Consider the following 22,915-nt stretch of genomic DNA (forward strand, 5'->3'; position numbering starts at 1 on the left):
CCAGCCGGCGTCACCAGGGGGACGGGTCGTCGCGGAGCCGGCTGTAGAGATATCCGTCGCGCCACTGGCCGGCCCGGAACTCGCAGGCCCGGACGACGCCCTCGAACTGGAAACCCGCCCTGGTCAGAGCCGCCTGCTCGGCGACGTTCTCCGGCTGGGTGCCGGCCTGGACACGCTGGACCGGAGTGTGGCTGAACAGGTAGTCGCAGAGCATCGCCTGCGCCCGCCAGCCGACGCCACGCCCCCGCCACTCGGGCAGCAGGGCGATGCCGATCTCCCAGTGCCGGGCGGACCCTCCGTAGGAGCCGGCCAGGAAACTGACGAAACCGGCCGCCACCCGTCCCCCGTCGCCGGTCCCGCCGGCGTCCGCCGGCTGGTCGTCCGACGCGTCGTCGGGTTCCCTGCCCGGCCGTCCACGGTCGACCTCGACCGTCAGCCGGCCGTCGTCCGCGCCGAGGTAGCCGTCGGCGGCGAACCGCCGGGCCGGCTCTCCGGCGTCCCGGAACCCGGCCCAGTCCGGGCCGATGAGCCCCGGCTCGGTGAGGAACCGGCGGAACATGGCCAGATCGGCCTCGACGACCGGGCGGAGCCGGACGCCGAGCCAACCGGAGCCGCTCACCGGGCGTGACCGTCGGCCGCCTGGAGCACCTGACCGGTGCTCCGGCGCGCCTGACGGGAGGCGGGGAAGACCATGCCGCCCATCCTCGCATCCGGCAGGACCGGGCCGGGACCGGTGGTCACAGCGCGACGATCGCCGCCGTCTCGGGGGGCAGTTCCACGCCGTCCCGCATCACGGTGACGCCGGTGCCGGTGGCGAGCAGCACCTGCCGGACCACGCCGGGCAGGTTGACCCGCTGCGCCTTGTCGGCCAGGTTCGCCACCACCAGGCACTCCCCCCGCCGTACCACCAGGAACCGGTCGCCGTGGCGGACGTCGACCCGGTCCAGGCGGGGGTCGGAGAGGTCGGGCCGGGCCTTGCGCAGCGCGATCAGCCGGCGGTGGAACTCCAGCATCTCCCGGTGCTCGGGCTTGTCCAGTTCCGCCCAGTCCAGCCGGGACCGGGCGAAGGTCTCCGGATCCTGCGGGTCGGGGACCTCCCCCTCCGGCCAACCGTGGGCGGCGAACTCCCGCCGGCGGCCGGTGGCGACCGCGGCGGCCAGCTCCGGCTCCGGGTGACTGGTGAAGAACTGCCACGGGGTCCGGGCGCCCCACTCCTCTCCCATGAACAGCATCGGGGTGAACGGCGCGGTGAGCAGCAGCGTCGCGCCGACCCGCAGCAGCGCCGGGGAGAGCGTGGTGGAGATCCGGTCACCGGTGGCGCGGTTGCCGATCTGGTCGTGGTTCTGCAGGTACGCGACGAACCGGTGCCCCGGCACCCGCTGCCGGTCGACCGGCCGCCCGTGGGTGCGGTCGCGGAAGCTGGACCAGGTGCCGGCGTGGAAGAACGCCCCGGTGAGCACCGCCTCCAGGCAGTCCAGCGAGCCGAAGTCGGCGTAGTAGCCCTGCCGTTCCCCGGTGAGCAGGGTGTGCAGGGCGTGGTGGGCGTCGTCGTTCCACTGCGCGTGCAGCCCCGTGCCACCCGCCTCCCGCGGGGTGATCAGCCGGGGGTCGTTCAGGTCGGACTCGGCGATCAGCGACAGCGGTCGCCCCAGGTGGGTGGCGAGCGACTCCACCTCGACGGCCAGGTCCTCCAGCAGCGGCACCGCCCGGTCGTCGGCGAACGCGTGCACCGCGTCCAGTCGCAACCCGTCGACGTGGTAGTCGCGCAGCCACATCCGCACGCTGTCGACGATGTAGCGGCGCACCTCGTCGGAGTGCGGCCCGTCCAGGTTGACCGAACGCCCCCAGGTGTTGCTGCCCTCGGACAGGTACGGCCCGAACAGCGGCGCGTACGCCCCGGAGGGGCCGAAATGGTTGTAGACGACGTCGAGGATCACCCCCAGTCCCCGGCGGTGCGCCGCGTCGACCAGCCGCTTCAGCCCGTCCGGGCCGCCGTAGGCGTGGTGCGGTGCGTACCAGCACACGCCGTCGTAGCCCCAGTTGTACTCGCCGTTGAAGGCGTTGACCGGGAGCAGTTCGATCAGGTCCACGCCGAGGTCGACCAGGTGGTCCAGGCGGTCGATCACCGCGTCGAACGTGCCCTCCGGGGTGAACGTGCCGACGTGCAGCTCGTAGAGGACGCTGCCGGGCAGCTGCCGGCCGGTCCACGCCTGGTCCCGCCACTCGAAGGCGGCGTGGTCGTAGACCCGGCTCGGGCCGTGCACCCCCGCCGGCTGCCAGGGCGACCGCGGGTCGGGCAGGGCACGGTCGTCGTCGTCGAGCAGGAACGCGTAGTCGGTGCCCGGACCGGCGTCGGGCACCTCGGCCCGCCACCAGCCGCCCGGCGCGGCGGCCATCTCCCGGTCGCCACCACCGTCGATCCGCAGCCGGACCCGCTCGGCCTGCGGCGCCCACACGGTGAAATCGGTCATCACGCCTCCCCGGGCCCGGTGGGAGCCAGCAACGCGACGGGATAGGTGCCGAGCAGGTCGCCCAGGAACACCCGTGGACCAGCGTAGACCCGCCCGGTGAACAGGTCGGTCATCTCGTGAACGGAAAGCGACACACTCGTGTCCCCCCAACCGCCCCGCCGGCCCAGCCCGACCGGGAGCCGGGTGGCCAGCGCGAGCGTGCCGCCGGTGTCGAAGCAGACAGCGTGCGCGGCGGCCGGGCCGTGTGCCGGCACCGGCCGGTGGTCACCGAAGCACTCCGGCCGGTCCCGGCGCAGCCGCAGGGTCCGGGAGACCACCAGCAGCTTCGCCGCGCCGCCCGCGTCGACCGGGGGCCGCCAGCCGGCGTCGAGACGGGCCAGCAGGTCCCGGCGGACGGCGAAGTCGACCGGACGACGGTTGTCCGGGTCGACCAGGGAGTTGTCCCACAGCTCGGTGCCCTGGTAGGTGTCGGGGACACCGGGCATGGCGAGCTGGACGAGCTTCTGCCCCAGCGCGTTCGACCAGCCGGGCCGGGTGATCTCCTCGGCGAACCCGGTGATCGAGGCATGCAGTCCCGGGTCGTCGTACATCCGGTCGACCAGGGCGTGCAGGGTCCGCTCGAAGACCGGGTCCGGGTCGGCCCAGCTGGTCGAGGCGGCGGCCTCCCGGGCGGCCTTCTCCACGTACGCGTGCAGCCGCTCGCGTTCGATCGGCCAGGCGCCGACCACGGTCTGCCAGAGCAGGTGGGCGAAGGCCGGGTCGGGCAGTGGTGCCTCGGTCATCCACCGGCCGACCTGCTCGGCCCAGCGGTGCGGCAGCTCGGCCAGGACGGCGAGCCGGGCCCGCACGTCCTCGCCGCGCTTGGTGTCGTGGGTGGAGAGCGTGGTCATCGCGGCGGGCCAGCGGCGCTGCCGGTCGACGGCGAAGCGGTGGAACTCCTCCGGCGGGGTGCCGAAGTGGACCGGGCTGCCGCCCACCTCGTTGAGCGCGACGAACCGGCTCCACCGGTAGTAGGCGGTGTCCTCCACCCCCTTGGCCATCACCGCGCCGGTGAGCTGCGGGAAGCGTTGGCCGAGTTCGTCGTCCGGATCGCGCAGCCGGGCGGTGAGCGCGTCCAGGGCGGCGGTCAGGTCGGGTCGGCGACGGCCGGCCTCGGCGCGGGCGGCGGCGAGGTGCCGGGCACCCTCGGGCGGGTAGCCCCGGTAGACCGGGAAGCAGGCCGCCAGCTCGGCCAGGGCGGCGCGGGCCTCCGTCGGGTCGACCTCGGGGGCGAGCGCGGCCAGCCGGGTCAGCTCGGCGGCGAGCAGCCGGGTGGCGGCGGCCAGTTTGGTGGCGTGGATCAGCTCGGGCCAGGAGGTCGTGGTGCCGGTCAGCCGGGTGTCCAGGACGGTGAAATCGCCTTCCGCCCGCCCGTCGACGAAGAGACCGCAGACCGGGGCGAGCGCCTCGTAGCCGGTGGTGCCGTCGACCGGCCACTCCGGCAGTTCCTCGCCGTACTCGAGGATCTTCTCCACCACGAGCCAGGCTGCGGGGGCGGCGGCCCGGAGCCGGGCCAGGTAGGCGGCCGGGTCGCGCAGCCCGTCGGGGTGGTCGACCCGGATGCCGTCGACCTCCCCGGCCGCGACCCAGCGGAGGACCTCGGCGTGCGTGGCGTCGAAGACCTCCGGGTCCTCCACCCGCAGCCCGGCCAGGTCGGAGACGGCGAAGAAGCGCCGGTACGTCAGTTCCGCGTCGCCGCGCCGCCAGGAAACCAGCTCGTAGTGCTGCCGGTCGTGGACCTCCTGCGGGCTCCCGTCGCCGGTGCCGTCGGCGACCGGGAAGCGGTGCTCGTGGTAGCGCAGCTCCCCGTCGACGAGCTTGAGGTCACCGAGGGCGTCCGGGGTGTCGGCGAGCACCGGCAGCAGTAGTCGGCCGGCGTCCCAGTCGATGTCGAACCAACGTGCGTACGCCGAGTCGCGTCCGCGCCGCAGCACGTCCCACCAGGCCGGGTTCGCCTCCGGCCGGGCCACCCCGGCGTGGTTGGGGACGATGTCCACGACCAGACCGAGCCCGGCGTCACGCAGCGCGGCCACCAGCCGCCGCCGGGCGGCCTCGCCGCCGAGTTCGGGGTTGACCGCGCGGTGGTCGACCACGTCGTAGCCGTGCGCGGAACCCGGCGTGGCGGTCAGCAGCGGCGCGCTGTAGAGGTGGGTGACGCCCAGGTCGGCGAGGTAGCCGGCGAGGCCGGCGGTGGCGTCCAGGTCGAAACCGGGGCGGACCTGCACGCGGTAGGTGGCGCCGACGCGGCGGCCGGGCGGCGCGCCCTCCGGCGACGTCGCGGGACGTTCGGGGGTCACCGACATCAGACTGTCCTCTCCAGGACCACCAGGGAACGGTCCGGCACCCGCAGGGTGCCGGCCGCGCCGACCACCGTCGTGCCGTCGGGGAACGGAGCGGCGGTGCTGATCACGCACTGCCACTTCTGGCCGAACTCCCCACCGGGGAGGGTGAAGTCCAGCGGGGCGTCGTGGGCGTTGAAGCAGAGCAGGAAGGAGTCGTCGCGGTGGCGCTGGCCGTACTGGCCGCGCTCCCGGATGCCCTCGCCGTTGACGAAGAGGGTGACCGCGCGGCCGAAGTCGTTGCCCCAGTCGTCGCCGTTCATCTCCCGCCCGTCCGGGGTGTACCAGGCCAGGTCGGGCAGGGGCTGTTCGGCGGTCCGACCGCCGACCGGCAGCCCGGTGAAGAACCGGCGGCGGCGGAACACCTGGTGCCGGGCCCGGAAGTCGGTGAGCGTCCGGACGAAGTCCAGCAGCTGCTCGTCGACGTTCTCCCAGTCGACCCAGGCCAGCTCGCTGTCCTGGCAGTAGGCGTTGTTGTTGCCGTGCTGGGTGCGGCCCAGCTCGTCACCGTGGCCGATCATCGGCACGCCCTGGGAGAGCATCAGGGTGGCCAGGAAGTTGCGCCGCTGCCGGGCACGCAGGGCGAGCACGCCCTCGTCGTCGGTGGGGCCCTCGACGCCGCAGTTCCAGGACCGGTTGTGGCTCTCGCCGTCCCGGTTCTCCTCGCCGTTGGCCTCGTTGTGCTTGTCGTTGTACGCCACCAGGTCGGCGAGGGTGAATCCGTCGTGGCAGGTGACGAAGTTGATGCTGTGGAACGGCTTGCGCCCGTCGTCCTGGTAGAGGTCGGCGGAGCCGGAGATCCGGGAGGCGAACTCGGCCAGGGTGGCCGGCTCGCCGCGCCAGAAGTCCCGGACGGTGTCCCGGTACTTGCCGTTCCACTCGGTCCAGACCGGAGGGAAGTTGCCGACCTGGTAGCCGCCGGGACCGACGTCCCACGGCTCGGCGATCAGCTTGACCTGGCTGACCACCGGGTCCTGCTGGACCACCTCGAAGAAGGTGGAGAGGCGGTCCACCTCGTAGAACTCCCGGGCCAGGGTGGCCGCGAGGTCGAAGCGGAAACCGTCGACGTGCATCTCGGTCACCCAGTACCGCAGCGAGTCCATGATCAGCTGGAGTGAGTGCGGGCTGCGGACGTTGAGGCTGTTGCCGGTGCCGGTGTAGTCGACGTAGTAGCGCCGGTCGGACTCGGAGAGGCGGTAGTAGCTGGGGTTGTCCACGCCCTTGAAGCTCAGCGACGGCCCGAGGTGGTTGCCCTCGGCGGTGTGGTTGTAGACCACGTCGAGGATGACCTCGATGCCGGCCGCGTGCAACGCCCGCACCATGCCCCGGAACTCCTGCACCTGCTGGCCGAGGTGGCCGAGCGCGGAGTAGCCGTGGTGCGGGGCGAAGAAGCCGATGGTGTTGTAGCCCCAGTAGTTGCGCAGGCCCATGTCGACCAGGCGGTGGTCGTGCACGAACTGGTGCACCGGCATCAGCTCGATCGCGGTCACCCCGAGGCGGGTCAGGTACTCGATCATCGGCGGGGAGGCGATCCCGGCGTACGTGCCGCGCAGCTCCTCGGGGATGTCCGGGTGCCGCATGGTCAGCCCGCGCACGTGCGCCTCGTAGATCACCGAGTGGTGGTACGGGGTGCGGGGCGGCCGGTCGTTGCCCCAGTCGAAGTACGGGTTGACCACCACCGACTTGGGCATGAACGGCGCGGAGTCGGCCTCCGACATCCGGTCCGGCTCGCCCAGCACGTAGTCGTAGACCGCGGGATCCCACTGCACGTCCCCGTCGATCGCCTTGGCGTACGGGTCCAGCAGCAGCTTGTGCGGATTGCAGCGCAGCCCGTTCGCCGGGTCGTACGGCCCGTGGACCCGGTAGCCGTACCGCTGCCCCGGCTCGATGCCCGGGAGGTACGCGTGCCAGACGTGGGCGTCGACCTCGCGCAGCCGGACCCGCCGCTCGGCGCCGGTGTCCCACTCGTCGAAGAGGCAGAGGTCCACCGCCTCGGCCATCTCAGAGAAGATCGCGAAGTTGGTGCCCATCCCGTCGTAGGTGGCCCCCAGCGGATAGCGCTCACCCGGCCAGACCTGCATGTCGCTCCTTCGGGCATGGTTCGTCGGCGGCGTCGCAGGCGGAACCTGTCGGCGCGCACGCGGGTATTGCCCCGCCGCATCCCTCGCCAATCCACCCGGTCAGCCGAGTGTCCCGAATACACCCGGACTGCGCGGCTTAAACCGTCAGGTGTCCCTCGTCACCTTCCGCCCGCTCGGGATGCGAGTTCCCGGCCCATGCCTTTTCCTTGGTGCGGGCGCGCGCGACCCGCGCGCCCGCACCCGGCCGTTCGGCCCCACCACCATCCACCTTCCGCCGCCACCGACATCGGCGTGTGCCCTGCTGCCTGGACGGAGAACCACTGTGACGACCCCGCGGGTCGGCGACCTCGCGAGCCCCTCGGACCGGCCCTGCCGGCCCACCCTCACCTCCCGCCCTGCGATCCCCCAGCCCGCCGGCTCGACATCCCGTCCGCGCCGGATCCTGATGCTCTCCTGGGAGTACCCCCCGGTGCTCGTCGGCGGCCTCGGCCGCCACGTACACGCCCTGTCGGTGGCCCTGGTCGCCGCCGGGCACGAGGTCACCGTGGTCACCCGCCACGCCGAGGGCGCGCCGCTGGAGGAGTACGCCGACGGGGTACGGATCGTCCGGGCGGCCGAGGACCCGGTGACCTTCCCGCTGGCCACCGGTTCGCTACTGGCCTGGACGATGGCGTTCAACCACACCCTCACCCGGGCCGCGCTGCGCGCCGCCGAGTCCGGCGGCTACGACGTCGTCCACGCCCACGACTGGCTGGTCGCGCACACCGCGATGACCCTGCGCGAGCACCTGGACGTGCCGCTGGTGAGCACGATCCACGCCACCGAGGCGGGACGGCACCAGGGCTGGCTGCCGGAGGAGATGAACCGCACCATCCACGCGGTCGAGCACTGGCTCAGCAACGAGTCCGGCCGGGTGATCGTCTGCTCCCGGTACATGCGCGACGAGGTGACCGGGCTGTTCGGCGTACCGGCCGGGCGGGTCGACGTGGTGCCCAACGGGGTCGAGCCGCACCGCTGGAAGGCCCCGGTGGCGGCGGTGGCCGCCGCCCGCCGGCGGTTCGCCGGGGACGGCCCGCTGGTCACCTTCGCCGGCCGGCTGGTCTACGAGAAGGGCGTACAGCACCTCCTCGCCGGGCTGCCCCGGCTGCGGGACCGGCACCCGGGCCTGCGGGCGGTGATCGTCGGCGACGGCCCCTACCGGGGTGAACTGGAGGCCGAGGTGCACCGGCTCGGCCTGGGCGGCACGGTCAGCCTGCCGGGCTTCCTCGGCGGTACCGACCTGCCCGCGGTGATGGCCGCCTCGGATTGCTTCGCGGTACCCAGCATCTACGAGCCGTTCGGCATGGTGGCACTGGAGGGGGCGGCGGCCGGCGCGCCGCTGGCGGTCGCCGCGACCGGTGGCCTCGCCGAGATCGTCGAGCCGGGGGTCACCGGCATGACCTTCCGCCCGCAGGACCCGGAGGGGCTCAGCGAGGCGGTGCACGCGCTGCTGTCGGACACCGAGCACGCCCGGGTGCTGGCCCGCCGCGCCCGGGCCATGGTGCACGAGCGGTACGGCTGGGCGGCCATCGCCCAGCGGACCGCCGCCACCTACGCCACCGCCATCGCCGGGTCGTCGTCCTTCACCACCGAGCAGGCCGGCCTGCGGATGGCGATCGGCCGCCCGGCCGCGCCACCGGTGCACGAGGGCAACCTGCTCGTCGCCGCCGGCCTGCGCTGAGGTGGAAGCAGGGGTCCCCTGCTACCGCTTTTTGGCGAGCAGGGGACCCCTGCAACCACCCACCGCAACCAGCGACCCCAGCACCCACCGCACCCACCGCACCCACCGCTAGCGCAGAGAACGCGACGGGCCGCCAGCCCCCGGAAGGGGGGTGGCGGCCCGTCGCGTGCGGGGTCGGAGCCGTCAGCGCTCGTCGCGCGGGACGTAGGCGCGCTCCTCGGCACCGGTGTAGAGCTGCCGCGGGCGGCCGATCTTGGTCTCCGGGTCGCCGATCATCTCGCGCCACTGGGCGATCCAGCCGGGCAGCCGACCGAGCGCGAAGAGCACCGTGAACATCTTGGTCGGGAAGCCCATGGCCTTGTAGATCAGGCCGGTGTAGAAGTCCACGTTCGGGTAGAGCCTGCGGGAGACGAAGAAGTCGTCGGCGAGGGCGATCTCCTCGAGCTGCATCGCGAGGTCGAGCAGCGGGTCCGGCTTGGCCATCCGACCGAGCACGTCCTGGGCGGCCTTCTTGACGATGGCGGCACGGGGGTCGTAGTTCTTGTAGACCCGGTGGCCGAAGCCCATCAGCTTGACGCCGTCGGCCTTGTCCTTGACCTTCCGCACGAAGGACTGCACGTCCCCGCCGTCGTCCTGGATGCGCTGGAGCATCTCCAGCACCGCCTGGTTGGCACCGCCGTGCAGCGGGCCGAAGAGCGCGTTCACGCCGGCCGAGACCGAGGCGAAGAGGTTGGCGTTGCTGGAGCCGACCAGACGCACCGTCGAGGTCGAGCAGTTCTGCTCGTGGTCGGCGTGCAGCACGAAGAGCATGTCCAGCACGCGGGCCATCACCGGGTCGACGTCGTACGGTTCGGCCGGCACGCCGAAGGTCATTCGGAGGAAGTTCTCCACGTACCCGAGCGAGTTGTCCGGGTAGAGCATGGCCTGTCCGATGGACTTCTTGTACGCGTACGAGGCGATGGTGGGGACCTTGGCCATCAGCCGGACGGTGGACATCTCCACGTGCTCGGCGTCGAACGGGTCCAGGCTGTCCTGGTAGAAGGTGGAGATCGCGCTCACCGCCGAGGAGAGCACCGCCATCGGGTGCGCGTCGCGCGGGAAGCCGTCGAAGAAGCGCCGCATCTCCTCGTGCAGCAGCGAGTGCCGGCGGATCCGCTGGTCGAACTCCTCGAGCTGGGTCGCGGTCGGCAGCTCACCGTAGATGAGCAGGTAGGAGACCTCCAGGAAGGAGGACTTCTCGGCCAGTTGCCCGATGGGGTAGCCCCGGTACCGCAGGATGCCCGCGTCCCCGTCGATGTAGGTGATCGCCGAGGAGCAGGCCGCCGTGTTGACGAACCCGGGATCGTAGGTGACGAGCCCGGTCTCGTTCAGCAGTTTGCCCACCCGGATTCCGGCGGGGCCTTCGACCGCGGACTGCACCGGCATCGAAAGCTGCCCACCGGGGTGATCGAGCTTGACTTCCGTCATCTGTCCCTCGCTTCGCCGGCAGAATCTACGTTGAAGAAGCCTCCGCTTTTTGACGAAGGTGCCTTCGCTTTTACCGTAAACGTGTTCCCTGTGACACCGCCCGTCGTGGCTGAGCGGTGAGGGATGCGTCACCCGATTCCCTATCGGCCGACTCGGAAACCCCGCCGTGCAGGGGCGAAGGGGACGGGCGGCGGCGATCGGGTGGGTTGCGGCAGTGACGACGGATGACGAGTGGAAATCATCCGAAACCATCCCGACATCGACGGTGATCAGCCGTCCACGGGTTGCGGTCGCGCCGTCGGCGGCCCGGGGTGGGTGTCGATGGCCGCGGCAGCGGCAGGCGACGACACGTGGGCGAAATCACTCGACCGCATCGGCCGACGCCCCCACCGCCGGGCGGTTTCGCCGGCGCGACCGCGGGCCGATCAGTCGACGGGGGTGAGCCGGCGCAGCGACCCGTCCGGAGCCACCCGGTGAACGTCGAGCCGGTTCGGTCCGGCCCGGAAGAGTGCGTCGTCGGTCAGCAGCGCGGCGAAGCGCCGTCCCTGCGGATCGGGTGGCACCACGGGCACGACCGCGCCGACCCGGCCGTTGACCGCCACGGCCAGCAGCGTGCCGTCGGGCACCCGGTCCGGCACGGTTCCCCAGACCATCGCGGGCAACCGGCCGGCGGCCGGGTCCACGGCGCGGAACGCGTCGAGGTTGGCCACCCGGACCGTGCCGCCGGTCGGCCGGTCGCCGACCGTGGTGCCCACCAGCGGGTGGGGTGCGGGCGGCGCCGGCGCGGGTACCCCGCCGGACAGGGTCAGGGGCTGCCCCGGCCGGTCGTAGAAGCGCTTGTCGGCGCCTCCGCGGGGCCCCTGGCGCGCCGACCGCCCGTCGACCCGCCAGGGCAACCGGACCCGGGCCAGGTCGGCCATGGTCGGCAGCAGGTCGACGTGCTCCCAGTTCCGGTCGTCGACCCGTCCGGCCCGCTGGCCGGGCTCCTTGACGAACGTCGGCACCCAGGCCACCTCGCCCGGGGACCGGCGGATCGCGTCCAGGCCCCGGCCCTGGTAGCCGGTCGTGAAGCTGACCCCGTGGTCGGCGGTGACCACCAGCAGCGCCTGGTCGTAGAGACCCGTGGCGCGCAGCGTCCGCAGCGTCTCGCCGATCAGCCGGTCGGTGTAGCCGAGCTGGGCCAGGTGCCGCTGCCGGCCCAGGTCGGCCCAGCCGGCGCCGTCGTCCGGCAGGTCGTCCGGGGCCTCGTACCGCGCCCCGGAAGGCAGGTACGCCCACGGGCTGTGCGGCATGAGCAGGTGCAGGAAGTGCAGCGTGGGCCGCGCGGCGGGGCGCAGGCCGGCCAGGAAACCGGTGAACCGGGCCGGCTGGTGGTCGTCCAGGCTGTCCCAGCGGAACTTCGGGTCGGTCGGGGGCGGCTCGGCCGCGTCCAGTCCCGCCTCGGCGGCGGTCGGTTCCCGGTAGCTCGCCTCCGGGTCGACCCGGCTCTCCACCGGTGCGACGAGCTGGCGCAGCAGGTCGACGCTGGAGCGGACCAGCACCCCGAGCCCCTGCTCCGGGCCGACCGGCTGGTCGCAGCGGCTCGGCGGGCAGAGCCGGGTGATGCTCTCCTGCGCGCGGATGTCGTAGAGACCGCCGAAGGCGGTGAAGAGGTTCTCCGGGTACCGGGAGTGGTGCGGGGCGTCCGGCCGGGCCGGATACCGACCGGTCAGCATCGCCGGCAGCGCGTAGGGGGTCCAGCCGCTGACGCCGGTGGCGTTGCGGTACCAGGTCGACCCGGCTGCCAGTTCGGCGAAGTGCGGGAACCGGGTCGCGTCGATCCGCCCGTCCGGGCCGAGCAGCGAGACCAGCGGCAGTTCGTCGAGGACGAGCAGCACCAGCGGCGGGTGCCCGCCGGGTCCGGCCGCCATCCCCGCGCCCGCGTCCTCGGCGCGGGGCAGCACCACCGCCGAGGCGGGCGAGACGAGGACGAACAGGGCGACGAAGACCGGTGGGCCGACCGCTGCCGCCCGGAGCACCCGGCCGGGCGCCTGCCAGCGCCGGTGCGCCACCGCGCCCCCCACGCCCGCCGCGCCGGCCAGCAGCAGCAGCGGTACGCCCCGCAGTGGGGTGACCTCCCGCCCCACCTGGACGGCGAGGAGACCGAGCAGCAGGGCCACGAGCAGCCGGTGCACCGCCAGCCGGGCCCGGTGACCGGCCAGCCGGGTCAGCGCGCCGAGCCCGGCCAACGCCACGGTGGGCCCCAGTGCGACCAGGGCGACCAGCGTCCCGACCTGAGCGGGGGTGGCCCGGTGGAACAGGAAGAAGTCCGGGCTGCGACCGAGTGCGTCCAGCAGCGGCTGGGTGACGGCCAGGCCGACCAGGGCGGCCACCTCCAGCACCAGTCCGCCCTCGGCCCGCCAGGGCGGCGGCGTGCGCGCGGGTGCCGGGGCGGCGACAGCCGGGGGCGCGATCGTCCGCTCAGCCACCCACGGTCCCGAGGTACAGCGTCCGGGTGCCGGAGGGCAGGTCGAGCCGGCGGGCGATCCGGCACCGCGCGCCGAGCAGCCGCTCGAAGACCTCCGGACGGTAGTCCGGGAAGAGGCCCACCGGCTTGTTCGCCAGCAGCCGCCGCGCCATCGGGTCGCGGGGGTGCACGAACTCCACCACGAGCCGTCCACCGGGACGGGTCAGCCCGACCAGGGCGTCGACCACCTCCGGCAGGGGCACGTTGCGCCCGATGGCCAGGTGGTGCACGACCGCGAGGGCGAGCACGGCGTCAGCGGTGGCCCGGGCCGTGAACGAGGCCCGCTCGACCCCGCGCCAGCCGCCACCGGGCGACGGGTCGGCGAGGTCCATGACCAGGGGCAGGATCCGTCGTTCCCGTTCGGCGCGCAGCCGCCGGTAGAGCCGGTCGGCCACCGCCGGGTCCTCCTCGACGGCGACCACCTGGTCGGCGTACCGGGCGGCGACGAGGGCGTACCGGCCGTCGTTGGCCCCCAGGTCGAGCACGAGCCGGGGGCGCGGCCCGGTCGCCAGCGCGGCCTCGACGAAGCGTTCCTTACCGGCCCGGTCCTCCGCGGAGTAGCCGCAGGTGCGCTGGTAGTCGGCCCAGTGGCTCTCCGGCGGAAGGCGGTCCAGCCGACCGACCAGCCGCTCGATGCCCCGGACGGTGGCCAGGGCCAGGTCCCGGGAGTACCCGGCGGCCCGGAGCTGGTCGCGGACGTCGGTGGTGGTGGCGGTGGCGTGCCGCCGTTGCATCGCCCCGTGCAGGTGCACGTGGGTCGGTACGCCGGGCAGCAGGCGACGTACGCCCTTGAACAGCGGCCGGAGCTGGTCGGCCTCGATGCCGTCCACGCGGGAGCGCAGCCAGGGCTGGAAGTCCACGCCGAGGTGGGCCTGGAGCAGCAGCGGATAGAGCAGCGTCTGGCAGAACTGCCGGTAACCCGCCCAGGGTTCGCCCTCGCAGGCCGGCTCGAACGAGCCCACGTCGATGAAGACCGGGGCGACGCCGCGCCACTGCACGTTGTACGCCGACCCGTCCTTGAGGGTGAACCCGTGGGTCAGGGCGGTGCGCAGGATCTCCAGGTGCAGCAGCGCGGCGTCGCGCAGCATGCCGAACGACCACTCGTACGGGTGGGAGACGAAGGGGATCCGCTCGTGCCGCAGCACGACCGTCCAGGGCGTGCCGGGCACCGGCTCGACCGGTTCGCTGCCGCAGACCTTGCCGGCGGCGAGCAGGGCGCGGAAGAACTCCGTGCCGGCCAGCGCCCGGTAGTCGCGGGCGGCCTGCTCGTCGAGACCGCGCAGGACGTCGCCGTCGCGGTGGAACACCCGGTTCGCCGGGTCGCGGAACGAGCCCGGCTCGGCCCGGAGCCCAATGTCGGGGATCGTCATGCCGGTCAGCTCCGGTCGGTGCGCTGCCGCCGGAACCGGTCGGTCAGCCGACGCCAGTAGAGTTTGGCGGCCACCGCCGCCCCGGCCACGCCGCCCACCACCGCCTGCACGATCAGGCTGCCGGATCCCGCGTCCAGGTAGGCCAGGTGCATCACCGACCCGCTCCCTTCCCTCGCCGTCGTGACGTACGCCCGGCCGAGCCACATGGGTGATTCATCCCGTAAAGCCGGACTTATCTTCAGCCACCGTACGCCGTGATCCGCCCGTGCGGGGCCACACCGGGCAGCCGGTCGGACGCGGTGCCCCGGCCCCGGATTCCGGGGACGTCCACCCGCTCGGACCGGCCCCGGCACCCGCACGGGGCAGGGTCCGATCGGTTCAAGACGACCGGCGGGAGGGCCGTCTACGGTCGCGGGTATGACACCTCGCTTCGACCTGGTCGGGATGGTCGCCACGGACCTGCCCCGGACCCTGGACTTCTACCGCCGCCTCGGGGTCGACGTGCCGCCCGGCGCGGAGCACGAACCGCACGTGGAGGTGGCCCTGCCGGGCGGTCTCCGGCTGGCCTGGGACACCGTGGAGACCATCCGCTCGTTCGACCCGGACTGGCAGCCGGGCAGCGGTGGGCCACGGGTCAGCCTGGCGTTCCGGTGCGCCGACCCGGCCGAGGTCGACCGGTACTACGCCGAGCTGACCGGGGCGGGTTTCACCGGGCACCGCCCGCCGTGGGACGCCTTCTGGGGACAGCGGTACGCCGTCCTGCACGACCCGGAGGGCACCGGCGTCGACCTCTACGCCCCGCTCCCGGAACGGCCGTCACCCCCGGGCTGACCCACGCCGGCCGCTGCCACGGTCAGCGCCGGTGGTGCAGCGCGGCGCGGAGCAGCACGAACCGCAGCACCGTGGCGGCCAGGTTCGCCGCGATCAGGACCACCAGTTCCACCGGTCGGGCCGGGGCGGCGGTCACGGCGTGCAGCGTGGCGAGCGACCCGCTGGTCAGCGCCAGCCCCAGCGCGAAGGCGGCCAGGCCCTGGAGGTGGTGCCGGCCGGCGTGCCGACGACCGCTGATCCCGAAGGTCAACCGCCGGTTCGCGGCCGTGTTCGCGACCGCCGTGAGCAGCAGGGCGAGCAGGTTCGCCGGCTGGGCGCCGAGCGTCCCCCGGGCGAGCATGAAGATCACCAGATAGGCGAGGGTGCTGGCCACCCCGACCGCGGCGAACCGGGCGAGTTGCCGGGGCAGCCCGAGCGGCACCCGCTCCGGCGGCGGGCGCAGTGGGGCCCGACCGAGCTGTTCGCGCAACTCGGCCAGGGGCAGCGCGCCGGTGAACAGGGCCCGACCGAGCCGCCCGATGCCGCGCAGGTCGGCCACGGCGGTGGACACGATGTCCACCCGACTGTCCGGGTCGTCGATCCAGTCCACCGGCACCTCGTGAATGCGCAGCCCGGCCCGTTCGGCGAGCACCAGCAGCTCGGTGTCGAAGAACCAGCCGGTGTCCTCGACCAGCGGCAGCAGCCGCTGCGCGACGTCGGACCGGATGGCCTTGAACCCGCACTGCGCGTCGGAGAACCGGGCCGCCAACGTGCCACGCAGCAGCAGGTTGTAGCCCCGGGAGATGACTTCCCGCTTCGGACCCCGGACCACCCGCGAGCCCCGCGCCAGCCGGGTGCCGACCGCCAGGTCGGAGTGCCCCGAGACCAGCGGCGCGACCAGCGGCAGCAGCGCGGCCAGGTCGGTGGAGAGGTCCACGTCCAGGTAGGCCAGGACCGAGCCGGGCGAGGCGGACCAGGCGGCCCGCAGCGCCCGACCGCGCCCCTTGGCGTCCAGGTGCCGCACCACGACGTGGGGCAGTTCGGCGGCGAGCCGTTCGGCCACCGCCAGGGTGCCGTCGGAACTGGCGTTGTCCGCGATGGTGATCCGGAACGGGTACGGCACGTGCGCGGTGAGGTGGGCGTACAGCCGCCGGACGCAGGGACCGAGGTCGACCTCCTCGTTGTGGACGGGAACGACCACGTCGAGGAGGGTCGGTGGGGCGTCCGGGCGGGTCGATGCGACCGGTCCGGCCTGCGGGGAGTACGTCATGCCGGCCCCTGCCTTCCACTGCTCAGGTCGTAGACGGTGACCCCGTCCACGGTTCGCGACTCGAAGGTCCCGGCCACCCAGCTGGCGATCTCCCGGGAGGCGTCGCTGCCGCCGTTGGCCCGGAGGCCGCCGCCGCCGACGAACCAGTGGATCCGCCCGTCGGCGACGTACCGCTGGAACTGGGCGAGGGTGGGCGACGGGTCGCTGCCGTTGAAGCCGCCGACCGCCATCACCGGCTCGCCGGTGGCGAGCTGGTAGCCGGAGGCGTTGTTGGAACCGACCGTGGCGGCGACCCAGGTGTACGCCTCGCTGTCGCTCTCCAGCAGGGCGCGCAGCTCGGCGCTCGGCTCGCGGGCGTCGAGCAGCCCCGCCACGCCGCCCAGCCTGTTCCCGCCACCGGGAAGCCGGCCGCCGCCTCGGAGACCCGGAAGCTGGCCGAGGACCGGTCCGGTCCGGTCGTCGGCCCCCGCACCGGGGAGGTCGGGGACCAGGCCCCCGCCGGGCAGTTCGGCGCCAGCGCGCAGCCGGGTCCGGAGGCCGCCACCGCCGAGCCCGCCCTGGACCGCCGGGCCCGCGCTCGGGATGGCGCCGGTGTGCGGTGTCGCGGCGGTCCGCACCGAGTACGCCAGCGGACCGGCGAGCCCGACCAGCACGCCCACGGCCAGCGCCACCGCCACCAACGGTCCACGCCGGAACCGTCCGGCGAGCCCCACCAGCAGCGCGCCGGCCAGCCCGGCGACCAGCACCACCGTGCGCAGCCACGGGTACCAGTCGGGGCTGCGACCGAGCAGCCGCCAGGACCACCAGGCGGTGACGCCGAGCGCCAGGGCCAGCGCGCCGGTGGCGAACCAGCCCCACCGGCCCGGGGGCCCTCCCCCCGGCTTGCCGGCCACGCCGGAGGCGGCACCGGCGCGGCGCCAGAGCAGGGTGGCCCCGATGCCGACCAGTGCGCCGACCGCCGGGGCGAGGGCGACCGTGTAGTACGCGTGGAAGATCCCGCTCATGAAGCTGAACACGACGCCGGTGACCACCAGCCAGCCGCCCCAGAGCAGCAGGCCGGCGCGGGTCCGGTCGGTACGCCCCGCCCGACCGGCCAGCACCAGGCCGGCGACCAGCAGGATCAGCGCGGCCGGGAGCAGCCAGGAGACCTGCCCGCCGACCTCGGTGCCGAACATCCGCAACGGACCGCTCTGGGCGGAGAACGGACCGCCACCACGCGGACCGACGCTGCCCACCTCGTCGCCGGTGAGCCGGCCGAGACCGTTGTAGCCGAGGGTCAGCTCCAGGACGCTGTTGGTCTGCGAGCCGCCGACGTACGGGCGCGCGCCGGCCGGGACCAGTTCGACGATCGCCACCCACCAGCCGGCGGCGGCCACCAGACCCGCCCCGGCGAGCAGGAGCTGCCGGATCCGCCGCCACAGCCCGGTGGGAGCGGCGACGAGGTACACGCCGGCGAGGACCGGCACCACCAGGAACGCCTGGAGCATCTTGGTCAGGAAGCCAAAGCCGACCAGCACCCCGGCCAGCGCGATCCACCGGGTCGAGGCGGTCTCCAGGGCCCGCACGGTGGCGTACGCGGCAGCGGTGAGCAGGAGCGCCAGCAGGGCGTCCGGGTTGTTGAACCGGAACATCAGGGTGGCGACCGGGGTGAGCGCGAGCACCGCCCCGGCGACCAGCCCGGCGGCCGGGCCGTGCCAGCGGCGCACGGTCGCGTACAGCACACCGACCGTCGCGACACCGAGCAGCGCCTGCGGCACGAGGATCGACCAGGAGGTGAGGCCGAACACGCGGACGGAGAGCGCCATCAGCCAGAGCGAGGCGGGGGTCTTGTCCACCGTGATCGAGTTGGCCGCGTCGGAGGAGCCGTAGAAGAAGGCCGTCCAGTTCTCCGAGCCGGCCTGCGCGGCTGCCGAGTAGTAGGCGTTGGCCCAGCCCGACCCGCCGAGCCCCCACAGGTAGAGCAACCCGGTGCCGAGCAGCAGCACCGCCAGCGCCGGCCGGACCCACCCGGGCCGGTCCGGATCGGGCCGGTGCGGTGGCCGGCGGTCGACGGGAACGTCGGCAGCCGGCCCGGAGCCCGCAGGGACTTCCGCGGGCGGCCCGGAGCCGGCGGGAACGTCGGCGGTCGGGCCGGATCCGGGGTCGGACGTGGTCGGCAGGGTCTCGGTTCTCTCCATGCCGCAAAGCCTGGACGGCGTCGCTGGCCCGGCCCCGTGAGACGGCTATGCGTCCGCTGTGTGCCTGGTGTGACGCGGCAGACGGACGGTGAACACGGTCCGCCCGGGTCGGCTGTCCACGTCGACCCGGCCGTGGTGGGCGTCCACCACGGCGACCACGATGGCCAGGCCCAGTCCGGTGCTCCCCTGCGCCCGGGAGCGCGAGCTGTCCCCCCGGGCGAACCGCTCGAAGACCTCCGGCAGCAGCTCGGCCGGGATGCCCGGCCCGTCGTCGGCGACGGTGAGGACGGCGTCGTCCGGGCCGGCCCGCAACGTGGTCGTGACCGTACGGCCGGCCGGGGTGTGCACCCGCGCGTTGGTCAGCAGGTTCGTCACCACCTGGTGCAGCCGGGCGGCGTCGCCCGGCACCTCGACCGCCTCGTCGGGCAGGTCGAGCTGCCAGCGGTGCTCCGCGCCGGCGACGTGTGCGTCGCTGACCGCGTCGACCACCAGCGCGGACAGGTCCACCGGTTCGGCCACCAGCGGTCGGCCCGAGTCGAGCCGGGCCAGCAGCAGCAGGTCGTCGACGAGGCTGGTCATCCGGATGCTCTCCGACTCCACCCGGCGCAGCGCGTGCGCCACGTCGGGCGGGGCCTGCGCCCGTCCCCGGCGGGCCACCTCCGCGTACCCCCGGATGGCAGCGAGCGGGGTACGCAGCTCGTGGCTGGCGTCGGCGACGAACTGGCGTACCCGGGTCTCGCTGGCCTGGCGGGCGGCGAGTGCGGCAGCGACGTGCCCGAGCATCCGGTTGAGCGCGGCACCGACCTGGCCGACCTCGGTGCGCGGGTCGGTGTCGGTGGCCGGCACCCGGACCGACAGGGCGACCTCGCCCCGGTCCAGCGGCAGCTCGGTGACCCGGGTGGCGGTGGCGGCGACCCGGCGCAGCGGGCGCAACGTCGCCTGGACGATCAGCGCGCCGGCCGAACCGGCGAGCAGGAGCCCGACGGCGGCGATGCCGGCCTGCGCGGCGATCATCCACCAGACGGTCTCCTGCACGTCGGCCAGGGGCAGACCGAGCACCCGGACGGTGCCGTCCGGGTAACCCCGGCCCACGAACCGGTAGTCCCCCCGCTCGCCGAGGTCGACGGTGCGGGGGCGGTTGTCGGCGGTCAGCCCCGCCACCGGGACGACCTCGGCCGGGGCGACCGCCTCCTCGGTCCGGCCGGTGGTCAGCGTCCGGGCGGCGACGACCCGCCCGTCGGTGACCTGCGCGACGATCGTGCCGGTCGGGAACCCGGGCGGGATCCGCAGGGACCGCAGGTCGGGTGGGTCGGGCCCCGGGGCCAGCGCGCCGGACCACCACCGCGGCTGGTACGTCGGCACCAGCTGGTCGTCGACCTGGGCGATCAGGAAGTGCCGCAGCGCCACCGTGGTCACCCCGCCGACCCCGACGCTGACCAGGGCGAGCAGCGCCACCACGGTGGTCACCAGCCGGGCCCGCAGCGACCGGCCGGCCAGCCAGCGGCGCACCGAGCCGCGGCCGGGCTCAGTCGGCCGACTTGAGGACATACCCCGCCCCACGCAACGTGTGGATCATCGGCGTCCGCCCGACGTCGATCTTCTTCCGCAGGTACGAGATGTACAGCTCGACCACGTTCGCCTGGCCGCCGAAGTCGTAGTTCCAGACATGGTCGAGGATCTGCGCCTTGCTCAGCACCCGACGCGGGTTGCGCATCAGGTAACGGAGCAGCTCGAACTCGGTGGCGGTGAGGGTGACCAGGTCGCCGGCCCGGCGCACCTCGTGACTCTCCTCGTCCAGCGTGAGGTCGCCGACGGTGAGCACGGCCTCCTCGCGGGCGGCCACGGCCAGCCCGGCGCGCCGCAGCAGCGCACGCAGCCGGGCGATCACCTCCTCCAGGCTGAACGGCTTGGTGACGTAGTCGTCGCCGCCGACGGTCAGCCCGGCGATCCGGTCCTGCACCGCGTCCCGGGCGGTCAGGAACAGCACCGGCACGGTCGGGGCCAGCTCCCGCAGACGCCGCAGCACCTGGAAACCGTCCACGTCGGGCAGCATGACGTCGAGCACCACCACGTCGGGGCGCACCTGCCGAGCGCTGCTCAGCGCGGCCATGCCGTTCCCGGCGGTGGCCACCTGCCACCCCTCGTACCGCAGGGCCATCGCGAGCAGGTCGGTCAGGGTCGGCTCGTCGTCGACCACCAGCACCCGGACCGGCCCGCCGTCCGGGCGACGCAGCTCGATCCGGCCCGGCAGCGCGTGCCCGTCGGTCACCATGCACCCATCCTGGCCCCCGGTGCTGTGTCGCGTCTCGGTGTTCCCTGTGCGCCAGCTGTACGCCGCCGCGATCCACGCCGGTCGCCCCCGCCCTGGGTGGTAGCAGGGGCCCCCTGCTACCACTTTCTGTCGAGGAGGGGACCCCTGCAACCACCTCCGACCGGGCATCCGCTCGGCGCGACGCGCGCCCGGTTGCCTGTCGTACCGTCCACGGTGAGCGGGTACGGCGGTGGCTGCGGCAGGACGACCTCCCGGCGTACGCGATCGCCCGGCCGGTTCTCCCTCGCCCCGCCTGACGGGGCGACGTCGCCCGGGAGTGCGCCCCATCAGTATTCCCTTGTGGACGGCGCTCGACCGGTGCCTGGTTGGATGAAGCGATGACCGACCCCGCAGTGGCCACCGCCGCGCCCGACCAGATCACGTACATGGACACCGCCGCCGGCACCCGGGTGGGGCTCGACTACAAGCGGCGCCTCGTTGACGCGCTCGATCTGCGCCCCGGGCAGGTGACGGTCGACCTCGGCTGCGGCCCCGGCACCGACCTGGCCCGGCTGGCCGACGCGGTCGGGCCCGACGGCTCGGTGTTCGGGATCGACCACGAGCCCCGGATGGTCGCCGAGGCAACCCGGCGGTTCGCCGACCGGCCGAACGTCAGCGTGCGGACCGGCGACCTCCACGACCTGCCGTTGGCCGACGCCAGCGTGGACCGGGCCCGGGTGGACCGGGTGCTGCAACACGTGTCGACGCCGGAGCGGGCGCTCGCGGAGGCCCGGCGGGTACTGCGGCCGGGTGGCCTCCTCGGCATGGCCGAGCCGGACTGGGACACCCTGGCCGTCGCGGACGAGGACGTAAAGACCAGCCGCCGGTTCGCGCGCTTCAGCGCCGGACGGGTACGCAACGCGACCATCGGCCGTCAGCTCGTCCGGTTGGCGACCGACGTCGGCTTCCTGATCCGCTCGGTCGAGCCGGTGGCGGTGATGTTCCGCGACTTCGGTACGGCCGACCAGATCCTCGGGCTGCGTCGCAACTCGGCACGCGCGGTGCAGGCGGGTGAGCTGACCGAGGCGGATGTCCAGGCGTGGCTGCACCGGCTGGAGACCGGCCCGGTCCTCGCCAACTTCACGTTCTACCTGGTCACCGTCGAAGCCTGACCCCGAGCGCCCGCCTCGCGTGCCGGCAGGGGCACCCTCCTCGGCGAGTGGGGGGGGAGTGCAGCGGCACTGCCACACCTGAAGGCGGACCTGGTAGCAGTCCCCTGCTACCCCCACATCGGGCGGCGGCGTCCCGGCAAGCCACCAGCCACAGCGGGCGCACAGCTACGACCTGATGTCCTCCCAGCCGTACCGGGCAGGGTCGGCGCCGTGGACACCATGGATCGGGTACGCGAGACGCACTGGTCACACCGGGGACTACCGGTCCGGGTGGCGGTGGCCGAGGCGCGGCGGCCGACGGCGGCGCGGCGGGTGGTCGCCGGAGCGCTGGCCGCCCTGGACCGGGTCACCGCTCCAGGGCGGGGTGAGCTGGCCCGGGTGCACCGGGCTGCGGGCCGTCCGGTTCCGGTCGGCCCGCTGCTGCGCGATCTGGTGGCCGTCGCGCTGGACGCGGCACGGGCCAGTGACGGCGACTGCGACCCCACGATCGGCGCGTCCCGGATCCGGCTGGCCGCGCGGGGCGGCCTGCTACCCGTCTGCGGCTTCGGCACCGGGGTGCCACTGCCGGCCGACGACTGGCGGGCGGTGTCGCTACGCGGCGACCGGTTGACCGTGCCGCCGACGTTGCTGCTGGTCCTCGGTGGCACGGCGACGGCGTACCTGGCGCAGCGCTGCGCCGTGCGGATCGCCGAGCGTTCGGCGGGCGGGGTGCTGGTCGCGATCGGGTCCCGGGTGGCGACAGCCGGCCCGGTGCCGCGCGGCGGCTGGCCGGTGCCGGTGGGCGGCCGCACGATCCGGCTCCGCAGCGGTGGACTGGCCACCGCCTCCGCGTGCCGGCCGGACGGTGGGGGCGTGCTCGATCCACACTCCGGCCGGGCACCTGACCTGCCCGGATCGGCGGTGACCGTGGCGGCCCCGGACACGGTCCGGGCGGCCACCCTCGCCATCACCGCCCTGGTCCGGGGCCCGGACGGCCCCGGCTGGCTGGCCGGGCAGGACTGTGCCTGGTGGATCGACCCGGACCGGCCCGACGTGTCGCTCCGCCCCGGGTCGGGTGGTTGCAGGGGTCCCCTCCTCGACATAAAGCGGTAACAAGGGGCCCCTGCTACCACCCAAACCCGGAGGCGTTCGTCCGGGCCGTCGAGCGGCGGCAGCGGCGGGTGTACGTACCCCGGGCCGTGGGCCTGGTGCAGGCCGGGCGCGCCGTACTGGTCAGCAGATCCGGGCCCTGGGACGCGGCTT

General features: G+C 73.9%; 17 protein-coding genes. 4 read left to right on the forward strand and 13 right to left on the reverse strand.

Features of this window, described 5'->3' with window-relative positions:
* Positions 1-10: 10 nt before the first annotated feature.
* The 5 genes from GA0074694_RS25395 to glgX are packed head-to-tail and all read right to left on the reverse strand — an operon-like array spanning position 11 to position 6,930.
* Positions 11-619, reverse strand: a complete 609-nt coding sequence (locus tag GA0074694_RS25395; RefSeq protein WP_245714905.1) for a GNAT family N-acetyltransferase — start codon at positions 617-619, stop codon at positions 11-13.
* Positions 616-741, reverse strand: coding sequence for a hypothetical protein (locus tag GA0074694_RS33795; protein WP_281190321.1), 126 nt, complete (start codon positions 739-741; stop codon positions 616-618). The genes GA0074694_RS25395 and GA0074694_RS33795 overlap by 4 nt, the downstream gene beginning before the upstream one ends.
* Complete coding sequence (treZ, locus tag GA0074694_RS25400) at positions 738-2,471, reverse strand: malto-oligosyltrehalose trehalohydrolase (protein WP_091462540.1); 1,734 nt, start codon at positions 2,469-2,471, stop codon at positions 738-740. Before treZ ends, GA0074694_RS33795 begins: the two co-directional genes overlap by 4 nt.
* On the reverse strand, positions 2,471-4,813 hold the full coding sequence (treY, locus tag GA0074694_RS25405) for a malto-oligosyltrehalose synthase (protein WP_091462541.1): 2,343 nt from the start codon (positions 4,811-4,813) through the stop codon (positions 2,471-2,473). The genes treZ and treY overlap by 1 nt, the downstream gene beginning before the upstream one ends.
* A complete protein-coding gene (glgX, locus tag GA0074694_RS25410) occupies positions 4,813-6,930 on the reverse strand; it encodes a glycogen debranching protein GlgX (protein ID WP_091462542.1) in 2,118 nt (705 codons plus the stop codon). Before glgX ends, treY begins: the two co-directional genes overlap by 1 nt.
* A gap of 322 nt (positions 6,931-7,252) precedes the next feature.
* Between glgX and GA0074694_RS25415 the strand changes: the two genes are divergently transcribed.
* Positions 7,253-8,650 carry a glycosyltransferase family 4 protein gene (locus GA0074694_RS25415; protein WP_091462543.1) on the forward strand — a complete coding sequence of 466 codons (1,398 nt, stop codon included), beginning with the start codon at positions 7,253-7,255 and terminating at the stop codon, positions 8,648-8,650.
* A 183-nt stretch (positions 8,651-8,833) separates the two neighbouring features.
* On the opposite strand, the gene GA0074694_RS25420 is transcribed toward GA0074694_RS25415, so the two are convergent.
* The 4 genes from GA0074694_RS25420 to GA0074694_RS25435 form a co-directional block, all read right to left on the reverse strand.
* Positions 8,834-10,117: a citrate synthase gene (locus tag GA0074694_RS25420; protein WP_091462544.1), complete on the reverse strand. Its 1,284-nt coding sequence runs from the start codon at positions 10,115-10,117 to the stop codon at positions 8,834-8,836.
* Positions 10,118-10,542: 425 nt separating this feature from the next.
* Positions 10,543-12,585, reverse strand: coding sequence for a sulfatase-like hydrolase/transferase (locus GA0074694_RS25425; protein WP_091462545.1), 2,043 nt, complete (start codon positions 12,583-12,585; stop codon positions 10,543-10,545).
* Positions 12,578-13,993, reverse strand: a complete 1,416-nt coding sequence (locus GA0074694_RS25430; protein WP_091462546.1) for a class I SAM-dependent methyltransferase — start codon at positions 13,991-13,993, stop codon at positions 12,578-12,580. The genes GA0074694_RS25425 and GA0074694_RS25430 overlap by 8 nt, the downstream gene beginning before the upstream one ends.
* Before the next feature lie 5 nt (positions 13,994-13,998).
* Positions 13,999-14,148, reverse strand: a complete 150-nt coding sequence (locus GA0074694_RS25435; RefSeq protein WP_176738118.1) for a hypothetical protein — start codon at positions 14,146-14,148, stop codon at positions 13,999-14,001.
* A gap of 262 nt (positions 14,149-14,410) precedes the next feature.
* Between GA0074694_RS25435 and GA0074694_RS25440 the strand changes: the two genes are divergently transcribed.
* Positions 14,411-14,824 (forward strand): VOC family protein, encoded by a 414-nt coding sequence (locus GA0074694_RS25440; RefSeq protein WP_091462548.1) that lies wholly within the window; start codon positions 14,411-14,413, stop codon positions 14,822-14,824.
* Positions 14,825-14,846: 22 nt separating this feature from the next.
* On the opposite strand, the gene GA0074694_RS25445 is transcribed toward GA0074694_RS25440, so the two are convergent.
* From GA0074694_RS25445 to GA0074694_RS25460, 4 genes are read right to left on the reverse strand one after another with little or no spacing between them, the layout of a single operon-like run.
* A complete protein-coding gene (locus tag GA0074694_RS25445; RefSeq protein WP_091462549.1) occupies positions 14,847-16,073 on the reverse strand; it encodes a bifunctional glycosyltransferase family 2/GtrA family protein in 1,227 nt (408 codons plus the stop codon).
* Entirely contained in the window at positions 16,070-18,250 is a 2,181-nt protein-coding gene (locus tag GA0074694_RS25450; RefSeq protein WP_091462550.1) for a glycosyltransferase family 39 protein, read from the reverse strand. Before GA0074694_RS25450 ends, GA0074694_RS25445 begins: the two co-directional genes overlap by 4 nt.
* Before the next feature lie 45 nt (positions 18,251-18,295).
* Positions 18,296-19,798 carry a sensor histidine kinase gene (locus tag GA0074694_RS25455; RefSeq protein ID WP_091462551.1) on the reverse strand — a complete coding sequence of 501 codons (1,503 nt, stop codon included), beginning with the start codon at positions 19,796-19,798 and terminating at the stop codon, positions 18,296-18,298.
* The gene (locus tag GA0074694_RS25460) at positions 19,776-20,522 is read right to left on the reverse strand and encodes a response regulator transcription factor (protein WP_091462552.1); all 747 of its coding nucleotides are present in this window, start codon (positions 20,520-20,522) and stop codon (positions 19,776-19,778) included. Before GA0074694_RS25460 ends, GA0074694_RS25455 begins: the two co-directional genes overlap by 23 nt.
* Before the next feature lie 377 nt (positions 20,523-20,899).
* Here GA0074694_RS25460 and GA0074694_RS25465 point away from each other — a divergent pair, with 377 nt between their 5' ends.
* Both GA0074694_RS25465 and GA0074694_RS25470 read left to right on the forward strand, forming a co-directional pair.
* Complete coding sequence (locus GA0074694_RS25465; RefSeq protein WP_091462553.1) at positions 20,900-21,673, forward strand: methyltransferase domain-containing protein; 774 nt, start codon at positions 20,900-20,902, stop codon at positions 21,671-21,673.
* A gap of 219 nt (positions 21,674-21,892) precedes the next feature.
* The gene (locus GA0074694_RS25470; RefSeq protein WP_245715042.1) at positions 21,893-22,765 is read left to right on the forward strand and encodes an FAD:protein FMN transferase; all 873 of its coding nucleotides are present in this window, start codon (positions 21,893-21,895) and stop codon (positions 22,763-22,765) included.
* Positions 22,766-22,915 lie beyond the last annotated feature (150 nt).

The sequence above is a fragment of the Micromonospora inyonensis genome (assembly GCF_900091415.1).
GTDB classification, from domain to species: Bacteria; Actinomycetota; Actinomycetes; order Mycobacteriales; family Micromonosporaceae; genus Micromonospora; species Micromonospora inyonensis.